Origin of the sequence: Priestia taiwanensis, assembly GCF_014638355.1 — a bacterium.
GTDB lineage: Bacteria > Bacillota > Bacilli > Bacillales > Bacillaceae_G > Priestia_D > Priestia_D taiwanensis.
This window is the reverse complement of record NZ_BMFK01000001.1, coordinates 1,606,178-1,618,294: the sequence shown is the minus strand read 5'-3', so window position 1 is coordinate 1,618,294 and position 12,117 is coordinate 1,606,178. Positions and strand designations below refer to the sequence as shown.

Here is a 12,117-nt window from a genome sequence, read left to right as displayed (position 1 = left end):
AATGGTGAGGGTCTTGATCGTACTAATCGTGCTAACCGGATTAGTATGGAAAATATGGAGCTTGCCTACTGGACCTAGAAGTGTTATCCCGGACTATACAACACTTTCAAAAGAAAATGTATGTCTCGGGTTAAATTATCATCGTGTATATTCACCTAATCTTTGGTATAAAACAGTGGAGATTCTTACTGGTGCAAAAGAATTAGTGCTCTATAATGTGTATGCAGATGAATTTGCGTACCAAATGAAGTGGTTAAAAGATCAAGGTGCATTTTTTGCGAATCAACAAGATTTATACGAATTTAGACAAGGAAGAGCAATTCCTGATAAGTGCGTGTGGATTTCGTTTGATGATGGTGATCACAGTATATACCACAATGCTTTTCCCGTGTTAAAACAATATAATATTCCATTCACGATGTATATCATTACAGGTCATGTAGGGGAAGTGTTTCAAAACTTCAAGTTATCTCCGTGGGAGCAATTACGGGAGATGAAACAGACTGGTTTAGCTGACTTTGGAGGTCATACACATGACATGCATTATTTAAAGGATGGACAAGCTGTTTTTTTAAACGAAGGATACGCAGAGGCATTTCGAATGGATTTAAGAAAAAGTAAGCAAATGATTAAACAAGAATTAGAGGCAGACGATACGACTATTGCTTATCCATTTGGTGGAACGAGTGAAACGATGACGGAAATTGTCCAACAGGAAGGACTTACGCAAGCGTTTATTTTAAGTCCGAATCCAATCACGCCATATAATTCCGTTTTTGATACAAATCGTTATTTACTTGATAAAGAAATATTTGATTTATTTGTGAAACCATATATTGAACAGCGAAATAAAAAAAGGTAGAAGATAACTATCTTCTACCTTTTCAGCAAACAAATGAAATACCGATGTAATTTGTTTTTTGCAACCACTAAAGTACTAAATCACATTGAATCAATAAGTCTGTCACATCCATACAGGTACGCAGTTTTAGGATTGTTTCAATGTAAAGATTGTTAACTCAGGCATACATAGGAATCGGCACGGCACATGTACAGTACCAATCCCACGATTGACGTATAGTTTCATACGTGTAGACGAATGAGGGATGGTATAAAATCCTTCAACGTATTTTTGGCCAAGTGGAGGTGTAATAACAGGACCATAAAAAGGTACTTGTACTTGTCCACCGTGGCTATGCCCAGATAATTGTAGGTCGATTGGATAGCCTTTTACACGATCTGCAATATCTGGTTCATGGATAAGAAGGAGATTAAAGTCTTGCTTATTCATACTCTCTAATGTTTGTTCAATTTTTGGTTTGCCAAGCATGAAGTCATCGAGCCCAGCTACATTAATCGAACTTCCAGATGAGTGAGAAATACGTACTGTTTCATCTACTAATAAGCGAAAATCTGCATCTTCCATAATTTGACGATACTTTTGTGTACCGTATCCACCGTGATCATGATTTCCATAAATGGAAAATTTCCCGAGAGGGGCATGAATTTTCTTCAAAATAGGTGCTACGTCGTCAGCTTCCTTGTACGTTTGGAAATTATCAATTAAATCACCACTAAATATGACGATATCTGGTTTCTGTTCATTAATTGTTTCGACGAGTTTATCTAGTTGGTGAAGCGTATAATAATCACTTAAGTGTGTATCGCTAAATTGAAGAATTTTCACTCCATTAAAAGTTGGAGGGAGGTAGGTAGATAAGATATCGTGTTCAACGATGTCAAGTAATATCGGCTCAATCTTTCGGGCATAGGCATAACCAAACAACGAGCTAGCTAATGAGAAAAGAGAAAATTGAATAGATCTCTTTAAAAAAATCCGACGAGAAACTTTTTTTGTCATAATAATCCAACCTATATTAATATATTAGGCTTCATTATAGCATTTTTTTTTGCCATATGTCGTGCAAATGTGTGGTTATTTTTGGTAATATAAAAAAGAAAGGATTCATCGCTGTAGTATGGATGGATTTTTCTAAAAAATGAATGATGTTTCATTCATGAAATAGGGAGAGAGGTTCTTGTGGGAATAGCAAGGAGACTCATCCTTTTCGTGGAATTATCATCTTCGTTTTTGTGATGAAAAAAGAAAGCGTTTTATTTAAAGGGGGAGAATCGCGTGAAAGGTAAAGTAGTAATCGTTACAGGTGGTTCAAGTGGTATGGGGAAAGGAATGGCAGCGAAGTTTGCGAAAGAAGGCGCGAACGTTGTTATTACAGGAAGAACGCTGGAGAAGTTAGAAGAAACGAAGAAGGAAATTGAGCAGTTTGAGAATCAAGTGTTAGTTGTACAAATGGATGTACGTAACCCAGAGCATGTTGAACACATGGTAAAAAAAGTTGACGAAACATTCGGACGTATCGATGCGCTTGTGAACAATGCGGCAGGAAATTTTATTTGTCCAGCTGAGGATCTATCTGTAAATGGATGGAATTCAGTTATTAATATTGTATTAAACGGTACATTCTACTGTAGTAGTGCAGTTGGAAAGTATATGATTGAAAAAGGTATTAAAGGTAGCATGATTAATATGGTAGCTACATATGCATGGGATGCTGGCCCAGGTGTTATTCATTCTGCTTGTGCGAAAGCAGGTGTCTTAACAATGACACGAACATTAGCAGTAGAGTGGGGACGAAAATACGGTATCCGTGTCAATGCTATTGCGCCAGGTCCGATCGAACGTACTGGCGGAGCAGATAAGTTGTTCACGTCAGAAGCGGCAGCGAAGCGTACACTACAAAGTGTACCGCTTGGAAGACTTGGTACGCCAGAAGAGATTGCAGGTCTTGCGTACTATTTATTATCAGATGATGCAGCATATATTAACGGTGAATGTATTACAATGGATGGCGGTCAATCATTGCATCAATATCCATTCTAATTCGTAGTAATTATTCATGAAAGCATTGCTTTGTGGGTATGATAAGAGCGTCCTATTTTTGTTACTAAGGAGGTTTTATCATGAGAAGGTCCCTACTAGCAATGCTTCTTCTAATTGCGCTTCCGATGCTGGCACAGGCTGCTGGACAAGTATCTGGTACGAATACACCGACGTCTGTCTGGACGTATGTTGTACAACAAGGGGATACGATGCATACAATTGCTGCGAAAAAGAAGTGTTCATTAGGAAAATTAATGGAAGCAAATCGTCACGTGAAAGATCCGAACGGCTTAAAGCCTGGTGAAAAGATTACTTTGCCACCACCGGATAGTATGGAGAATTTTGAGAAACAAGTGTTAGCGTTAACGAATAAAGAGCGTGAGCGTAATGGATTGAAACCATTAAGTGGTAGTGATGCGACGTTAAATCGCTGTGCACATGTGAAGGCAGCTGATATGCGTGATGCGAATTATTTCTCTCATACTTCACCAACATACGGAAGTCCATTTGATATGTTACGTCAATTTGGCGTTCAGTACAGGCAAGCGGCTGAAAATATTGCAGCTGGACAACAAACAGCAGAAGAAGTTGTGAAGTCGTGGATGCAGTCATCGGGGCACCGTGCGAATATTTTGAATGCAAGTTACACACATATTGGTATCGGTTATGCGAAAGGCGGTAGCCAGAACTGTTACTGGGCACAACAATTTATTAGTAAGTAAGCTTGGGGTACATTGCCTCAAGCTTTTTTATTTTTGTCATATAGAGGACACATTCAAATGATATAGTGACGGATGTAACAGAGTGAGGTGTTTGTTCATGGAAAAAGTAACTATTGTATTATGTATCGTCGTCTATTTGGCACTATATTTTATTGAAAGCATGGATAATAAATAAGATGAATATACAAGATAGAAAAATATCACGTCGTACATTTTTAAAAAAATCTGCCTATATATCAGCAGCTTCGCTTGTATCTACGAGTATTCCGTATACATATGCAAAGAAAGTAGAGCCAACGCTTATACAAGTGAGGGAAGTAGGTATTTCTATTCCAACTCTACCTGCCGATCTTCAAGGGAAGCGAATTGTCCAATTTAGTGACGTGCATGTAGGAGAATACTATTCAATAGAGCAATTAGAAGAAGCTGTTCGTATCATTAACAAACAAGAAGCAGATTTTGTCATGTTTACAGGTGATTTGATTGATCATTTTGGTCAATATAAAGAAGTGAAGAAACTAGCGCCCGCATTAGCAAAAGTACAAGCAAAGCTTGGAAAGTTTGCGATATATGGAAATCATGATCACGGTGGCGGTGGAAGTCGCGCATATAAAGAAATAATGAAAGAAGCAGGATTTGATTTACTCATAAATGATAAACGGAACGTAGCTATTTCATCAGATACGACCATAAATATTGTTGGATTGGATGATTTATTGCTTGGAAATATGGAAATAGAGAAGACCTTGAAGCCGATACGAGCAGAAGAGTTTACAATCGTATTAGCTCATGAACCAGATGTTGCGGATAAAGTAAAGGAATACGAAGTCGATCTTCAATTATCAGGTCATAGCCACGGCGGGCAAATTCAACTTCCGTTCATTGGGCCACTCGTTACTCCGACATATGCGGAGAAGTACGTAGACGGCTTATATACACTTGGAGGAGCGAAGCAAGCCTTTTATCTGTATGTCAATAGAGGTCTTGGTACGACAAGATTGCCATTTCGTTTTTTATGTAAACCAGAGATTACGGTCTTAACGTTGAAGAAAGGAGAAAAGAGATGAATGTTTTAATTGCCGATGATGAAGTATACATGTTGAAAATTTTGCAAGCGTATTTCGAAAAAGCAGGATTTCGAACGTTTTTAGCAAAAGACGGGGAAGAGGCTCTTGCTATCTTCTACGAAGAAACAGTTGATTTAGCTATTTTAGATTGGATGATGCCTTATAAGAGTGGAATGGAAGTATGCAAAGAGATAAAGCGTAGTCGAGATGTGAAAGTTTTGATTTTGACAGCGAAAGGCGAACATGAGGATGAATGCCACGCGCTAGAAGCAGGTGCGGATGAGTATGTTCGAAAGCCGTTTGATCCGCAAGTACTCCTCCTCCGAGCGAAGAAATTAATTCAGCGGACAGATTGTGTGTATATTCGAAATATGCGCATTGATTTCACAGGAAAAAAAGTATGGTTGCATGATATGGATGTACAGATAACGAATAAAGAATTTCAATTACTGAAAATATTATATGAGCACAAAGGACAGATTTTAACTCGTGACACGCTATTAGACCGCATATGGGGTTTCGATTACGAGGGAGATGAACGGACGGTAGATACACATATTAAACGACTGCGAGAAAAGATAGGCGCTCATTGGATTAAGACACATCGTAATATGGGCTATAGCTTTGAGGAGAATCATGAATAAATTAAGTAGGAAGTTAACGATTTATGTCGTGACGGTTGTATGTGTTGTTATGTTGTTATCCCTTTTCGTGACGACCTTCCTTGTACCTCAATATGTCCTATATGAGCAAGAACGGGAACTTGAAACAATTACAGAAGAATTGCGAGAAATGTCTGTTCAAGAGATTATTGAACAAATTCCTCAAATCGAAGAGAAGTATAATGTAACAATCGTCTATGAGGATTCTGATATGGATTTAGATACACTAAATGACCATTTACGTCGTGCTCTTGCAAAGAAAAGAATTACGTTGAATAAGTTTTGGTTAACAGAGCAGAAGCTTGAGCAAGTAGAACGGGATGGAGTAGAAAGTGAATTATATGACCAAGGGAAATTAAAATCGAATTTTCTTGTGACATTTATGAAAAAAGACGATACGCTCTTTGTATTTGGCAAATCGATTGCACATGTAACGGATACGATTCGAACAGTGAACAAATTAAATATATACATTGCGCTAGGGGGATTTGTCCTTGCGATATTTTTATCGGCCATTTTCTCAAAGCGTATTGTTTCTCCAATTGGAGAATTAAGGAATGTAGCGAAAGATATCTCTGAACTTAAATTTTCTAAAGTGTCGATTCAAACAAAAGATGAGATAGAGGAATTAGCAGCAAGTATTAATGAAATGAGCGAGAAGTTACAGAAGGCTCATCAAGAATTGGAGCAACGAAATGCTAATTTACGTCGTTTCTTAGCCGATATCTCTCATGAGTTAAAAACACCACTTGCGCTAGTCAAGGCGTATATAGCGGGTATACATGATGGATTGGATGATGGTACGTATTTACGTATTATTCAAAAGCAGACAGATGATATGGCATTATTAGTAGAAGAATTACTTCAATTTTCTAAGCTACAAACAGAGAAGCATGAGATGAAAAAATGTAACATAGATACATTGCTTCGACAGGTTATTAAGAAATATGATATTGCCGTAGAGAAGCAGCAATTAGTCGTGCACACCGAAAGAAAACCGGATAATGGTAATTATGATGTAATAGGCGACCCACACCGCCTGATGACAGTATTAGACAATCTCGTTAGTAATGCAGTGAAATATAGTACGAACAATTATATTAATGTTACGTTAGAAGATCGAGTAGATGCTTGTTTCTTCTCTATTACAAATGGAGTAAGCTGGACAGATGGTGTGGATATAGATAGAATTTGGGAACCATTTTATGTATTGGAAACATCTCGCAATAAAGAAATGAGCGGAACAGGCCTTGGGTTATCCATTGTCGCAGAAATATTGAAGAAGCATGGTGCGTCTTATGGGCATCGTATGCATGAAGGAGAGTTAGAATTGTACTTCATATTACCCCGGAAATAGCTATTTATGTAAGATAAACAAAGGGATGGAGATAACCTCTATCTAGTTGTGAATAATTTGTAGTGGTTTTTTTAAACGAAAAAAACTATAATGAACTGATGAACCATATTATAAAAGGATAAGATAATTGTTAATTTTATAGATAAAGGAGTAAGAAAAAGATGAATAGAGGAACATCAACACGAGCGAAACAACGAAAATACGTAAGACGTCGTATCTTCGCGCTTGTATTTATGCTGTTACTTGTAGGTGGCATTGGATACGCTGCTAATCTAGCATTTAAAGCATCCTCAGCGGTAGGAAATGCTGCAATGGATTTAGGGAAATCAGGTTTACGTGATGAAGATGTGAGTCCTGTCACACATAATGTATCTGTTTTAATAATGGGCGTAGATGAAAGTGAGAAGCGTTCAAAAGAATATGGTGAGGCGGTACGTACAGATGCATTATTATTAGCAACTTTTAATAAAGATGATAAATCAGTGAAACTAGTAAGTATCCCGCGTGATACGTACACATATATTCCAGTTGAAAATAAGAAAGACAAAATTACGCACGCTCATGCTACTGGTGCAGTAAAGTATGGTGGTGAAGAAGGTGGTCCGAAAGCGACACGAGAAGCAGTGGAAGGACTATTTAACATCCCAGTTGATTATTTTGTGAAATTCAACTTCGAATCGTTCATCAAAATTGTTGATGCTTTAGGTGGTATTGAAGTAGATGTACCAGTAGAGTTCACCGAACAAGATAGTAACGATGTACCAGATGCGATTCATGTAAAGAAAGGTCTTCAAACATTAAATGGTGAGCAAGCGTTAGCGTTAGCACGTACACGTCATATAGATAGTGATATTATGCGAGGTCAACGTCAGCAATTAGTTATTGAAGCAATTGTGAAGAAGTTAGCGAGTGTAGGATCTGTTACGAAAGTGGGTACAATTATTGACTCGATTGATGGACAGTTTAAGACGAATTTAACATTCAATAACATGTTATCATTCTATAAATATGGTATCGGAGCTACGATTGAGAAGCTACAAGTCGTAGGAGAAGATAAATATATTGGTGGTGTATATTACTACGTGCCAGAGAAACAGAAGTTAAGCGAGTTAACACGTCAGCTACGTATGCATCTAGGAATGAGTCCAACATTTGTTCCTAAATATAAACAAAATGAACAGAGATAAATAAAGTATCAGAAAGTAAGTTCCACAGTGTGAGAGCTTACTTTTTTTTGTGTAAATATGTAAGTAGATATACAATTGTAACGAATTGTAACGAAATTGTAACGGCTTTTTATGCATAAAAGAGTATAATTAAATAATATATCGAATAGATATTTGTGATTTTGCAATAATTTTCGATGAGAAAAGAATAAAACGGATACTATATAATATGTCTATTTTTATTTTTTTGTAATATTATTCTGAATTTTAGGGAGAGTTACTCTTTTTTATTTATCGGAGAGTATACAAGGAGGCAATACACAGCATGAATCGGAAGGTATCTGTAGGCCAAAACAGGCGGAAAGTAAAAACACGCCGTATGGTCGTGATAATTGTATTATTAATGTTAGTGTTGGGTGGTGTTGGCTACGGTGGATATCTTGTATATAAAGCATCGTCAGCAGTAAAAAATGCCGAGCAAACGTTAGGCAGAGGTGGTAAATCAGATTTACGAGACAGTGAAGTAAAGCCAGTGGAAAATCATGTATCTGTTTTATTAATGGGAGTAGATGAGAGTCCTTCACGCGCAAAAGAACAAGGGAACGCTGTTCATACAGATGCTCTAATGTTAGCGACGTTTAATACAGATGATAAAACAGTGAAATTAGTAAGTATTCCACGTGATATGTATACATATATCCCTATTAGTAGTAAGGTGGATAAAATCACGCATGCTCATAGTGAAGGACAAGTGAGAAAAGGAAAAGATGGTGGCCCAGATGCAACTGTTAATGCAGTGGAGGGACTATTAAATATACCGGTTGATTATTACTTGAAATTCAATTTTGCTTCGTTCATCGATATTGTGAATGAACTAGGAGGAATTGAAATCGACGTACCGGCTGATATTGTAGAACAAGATAGTAGTGGTATAGCGAATGCTATTCGCTTGGAGAAAGGTATACAAACATTAAATGGGGAAGAAGCGTTAGCGTTAGCACGTACACGTCATATGGATAGTGATGCGATGCGTGGCCAACGTCAGCAGTTAGTATTAGAAGCAATTGTAAAGAAAGCAGCAAGTGTTGGAAGTGTAACGGAAATTGGAGATATTATTGATGTTATTGATGGGAACTTCAAGACAAACTTATCATTGAATGATATGATGGCTTTCTACAAATATGGCATCGGTGCATCAATTGAGAAATTACAAATTGAAGGACAAGATGCATATATTCGAAATGGTTCAAAGAAGCAAGCTTATTCTACGTATCATGAAGGAACAACATATTATTATCTGCCAGACAAAGAGAATTTAGATAAGATTACAAAAGAGTTGCGTATTCATTTGGGATTAAGTGAGCGTTATTCACAGAAGTATACACAAAATAACGAAGTGATAAAAGTTACAAAGACAGACTAATAAATACACAAAAAAGTTCTAGAATTCTAGAACTTTTTTGTGTATTTAGAGATATTTTGTAGCCGAATAGTACACATCTAATAAAAAAAGAACATTGAATGGTATATAATATTGTGGATTTTTGTAATAAAATGTAATTAAGCTGTAACCAATTTTTATGCATAAAAGGCTATCATGAAAGAAGGTGAAAAATAGCTATTATTTCTTTTTGGGTGATGTGGGAGAGAATAGATAGTAGTAGTACCTAGTCTATTACTTCTTTATGTAGTTATTATTTACTTGAATTTAGATATAAGGATTTATAGAAGGGGAATGGGAAAACATGAAGCAAAGAAAATCTTCTCGTCAACGACGAAGACAGATGCAGATGGGCCGTATGATAGCGGTAGTTGTATTGGTGTTACTGTTAGGAGGCGTTGGCTACGGGGCGTATATTGTATATAAAGCATCATCGACAGTTGGGGATGCAAATCAAACATTAAGCAGAGGAGGAAAGTCTGCTTTAAGAGATAGTGAAGTAAATCCGTTAAAAGATCATATTTCTGTTCTTATTATGGGGGTAGATGAGAGTGAGAAGCGAAAGGAAGTACAGGGAGAAGCTGTTCAGGCGGATGCATTATTATTAGCTACATTTAATCAAGATGATAAGACGGTGAAATTAGTTAGTATTCCTCGTGATACGTATACATATATTCCATTAACGAAGAAGATGGATAAAATTAATCACGCTCATAGTGCTGGACAAGCGAAAAATGGAAAAGATGGTGGACCTAACGTACTTATTGATGCAGTAGAAGGCTTACTACATGTACCAGTAGATTTCTTTGTGAAATTTAACTTTGCGGCTTTTATGGAGATTGTTGATGAAATTGGGGGCATTGAAGTAGACGTGCCAACGGATATTACAGAGCAAAATAGTAGTGATCAAGAAGGGGCTATTCGCTTGAAAAAGGGTGTTCAAACATTAAATGGTGAAGAAGCGTTGGCGTTTGCACGCACACGCCATATGGACAGTGATGCGATGCGTGGTCAACGTCAACAATTAGTAGTAGAAGCAATTATTAAAAAAGTTGCAAGTGTTGGAAGTGTGACCAAAATAGAAGGTTTGATTGACGCGATGGATGGTAATTTTAAGACAAATTTAACATTTAATGAGTTAATTTCTTTTTATAAATATGGAATGAGTGCATCAATTGAGAAGTTACAAATAGCAGGTCAAGATGCTTATATTAATTCAAAGAAAGAAGCAATAGAGACAAATCAAAAGAAACGAAAAGGTTATACGTATTATTATCTTCCTGACAAAAAGAGTTTAGATGAAACGACACGAACATTGTTAAAGCATTTAGGTAAGGATGAAAAATATAAACACCGATATCCACAAAATAATGAAGTAATTAAAGTAATGCCAGAGAAATAATGGTGAAGAGCTCTAAGTAATTCGTATGAAGTACGAAGGAGAAGTTGAAAAAAGAGTGTATGAAGATGCAGCCTTTTCACGGTATCAATCAGTGAAAAGGCTGTTACATTTTTCGTGGATTCTTCTAGGGTAATTAGTAAAAATAGTCTATACAAACGTCCTTTCTCTGCACTTTAATGGAAAAAATCTATTTTCTGACTATTTATCGAGGCGACTTTGTTGTACGATATAGATAGTCTGGTTAAGAAAAAGGAGTGGATAGGATGGAGAACAAAATACCTTTTCGCGTATTAATGGGTCCTGGTCCAAGTGATGTACATCCACGAGTTCTACGAGCAATGTCGACACCTTTACTTGGACACTTGGATCCTGCTTTTCTTACAATTATGAATGAAACGATGGATTTATTACGTTACGTTTTTCAGACGGAGAACAAACTGACTGTTGCAATGAGTGGAACAGGAAGTGCAGGAATGGAAACTGTCTTCGTTAATCTTGTGGAACGAGGAGATAAAGTTATTATTGGAGTCAACGGATTGTTTGGTACACGTATGGTTGATGTTGCCAAAAGATGCGGTGCAGAAGTAATCGAAGTTCATGCGGAATGGGGAAGTATTATTGATTGTACTGCCGTAGAAGAGGCATTGAAGCAACATGGTGATGTCAAACTAGTTGCAGTTGTTCATGCAGAAACATCCACTGGAGTACGTCAGCCACTAGAACAATTAAGTGAGCTTGTTCATATGTACGGAGCACTATTCGTATGTGATATGGTAACATCATTAGGAGGTATTCCTACAAATATCGATGAATATAACATTGATGCTGCATACAGCGGCACACAAAAGTGTCTATCAGCCCCACCATCATTATCTCCAGTAACATTTAGCGAACGTGCTCTTCACGTCATGGCAACAAGAAAAACGCCTGTACAGAGTTGGTATTTAGATTTATCGATGATCCAAAGTTATTGGGGAGAAGAGCGTTTCTACCATCATACAGCCCCAATTTCAAGTATTTATGCATTAAATGAGGCACTACAAATGATAAAAGAAGAAACACTTGAAGCTGTTATTAGCCGTCACACATATTTTGGAAAGGAACTTCAGCGGGGATTAGAGAATCTTGGATTATCTTTATTAGTTGAAGAGGGGTATCGATTACCACAGCTTACGTCTGTTTGTATCCCAGATAAGGTGGATGACGTAGTATTTCGTAAGCGCCTGCTTGAGAAATATGGCATTGAGATAGGCGGAGGCTTAGATAGTTTAAAAGGAAAGATATGGCGCATTGGCTTAATGGGCTATAATGCGAAGCAAACAAATGTAGCACTTATTCTAGCAGCATTTAAAGATGTACTAACAGAACAAGGAATTACTTGTAAATAACGTTCATCCA

Annotated in this window: 10 protein-coding genes and 1 pseudogene; 10 read left to right on the top strand and 1 reads right to left on the bottom strand. The window is 37.1% G+C overall.

Annotated features, from left to right (window positions below; translation table 11 throughout):
* Position 1 precedes the first annotated feature (1 nt).
* On the top strand, positions 2 to 862 hold the full coding sequence (locus IEV41_RS08335; RefSeq protein ID WP_188387928.1) for a polysaccharide deacetylase family protein: 861 nt from the start codon (positions 2 to 4) through the stop codon (positions 860 to 862).
* 126 nt (positions 863 to 988) lie between these two features.
* On the opposite strand, the gene IEV41_RS08330 is transcribed toward IEV41_RS08335, so the two are convergent.
* Positions 989 to 1,861: a metallophosphoesterase gene (locus tag IEV41_RS08330; protein WP_188387927.1), complete on the bottom strand. Its 873-nt coding sequence runs from the start codon at positions 1,859 to 1,861 to the stop codon at positions 989 to 991.
* A 276-nt stretch (positions 1,862 to 2,137) separates the two neighbouring features.
* Between IEV41_RS08330 and fadH the strand changes: the two genes are divergently transcribed.
* The 9 genes and pseudogenes from fadH (at position 2,138) to IEV41_RS08285 (ending at position 12,107) form a co-directional block, all read left to right on the top strand.
* The gene (fadH, locus tag IEV41_RS08325) at positions 2,138 to 2,902 is read left to right on the top strand and encodes a 2,4-dienoyl-CoA reductase (protein WP_188387926.1); all 765 of its coding nucleotides are present in this window, start codon (positions 2,138 to 2,140) and stop codon (positions 2,900 to 2,902) included.
* Between the two features lie 80 nt (positions 2,903 to 2,982).
* On the top strand, positions 2,983 to 3,624 hold the full coding sequence (locus IEV41_RS08320; RefSeq protein ID WP_188387925.1) for a CAP domain-containing protein: 642 nt from the start codon (positions 2,983 to 2,985) through the stop codon (positions 3,622 to 3,624).
* Positions 3,625 to 3,800: 176 nt separating this feature from the next.
* Positions 3,801 to 4,691: a metallophosphoesterase gene (locus IEV41_RS08315; protein WP_188387924.1), complete on the top strand. Its 891-nt coding sequence runs from the start codon at positions 3,801 to 3,803 to the stop codon at positions 4,689 to 4,691.
* Positions 4,688 to 5,335, top strand: coding sequence for a response regulator transcription factor (locus IEV41_RS08310; RefSeq protein WP_188387923.1), 648 nt, complete (start codon positions 4,688 to 4,690; stop codon positions 5,333 to 5,335). Before IEV41_RS08315 ends, IEV41_RS08310 begins: the two co-directional genes overlap by 4 nt.
* The gene (locus IEV41_RS08305; RefSeq protein WP_188387922.1) at positions 5,328 to 6,710 is read left to right on the top strand and encodes a HAMP domain-containing sensor histidine kinase; all 1,383 of its coding nucleotides are present in this window, start codon (positions 5,328 to 5,330) and stop codon (positions 6,708 to 6,710) included. The genes IEV41_RS08310 and IEV41_RS08305 overlap by 8 nt, the downstream gene beginning before the upstream one ends.
* 161 nt (positions 6,711 to 6,871) lie before the next feature.
* Positions 6,872 to 7,852: pseudogene (locus tag IEV41_RS08300) on the top strand (LCP family protein); the annotation flags it as partial.
* A gap of 349 nt (positions 7,853 to 8,201) precedes the next feature.
* Positions 8,202 to 9,299 carry an LCP family protein gene (locus IEV41_RS08295; RefSeq protein ID WP_188387920.1) on the top strand — a complete coding sequence of 366 codons (1,098 nt, stop codon included), beginning with the start codon at positions 8,202 to 8,204 and terminating at the stop codon, positions 9,297 to 9,299.
* A 322-nt stretch (positions 9,300 to 9,621) separates the two neighbouring features.
* On the top strand, positions 9,622 to 10,719 hold the full coding sequence (locus IEV41_RS08290; protein ID WP_188387919.1) for an LCP family protein: 1,098 nt from the start codon (positions 9,622 to 9,624) through the stop codon (positions 10,717 to 10,719).
* A 263-nt stretch (positions 10,720 to 10,982) separates the two neighbouring features.
* Positions 10,983 to 12,107, top strand: a complete 1,125-nt coding sequence (locus tag IEV41_RS08285) for a pyridoxal-phosphate-dependent aminotransferase family protein (protein ID WP_188387918.1) — start codon at positions 10,983 to 10,985, stop codon at positions 12,105 to 12,107.
* Positions 12,108 to 12,117 lie beyond the last annotated feature (10 nt).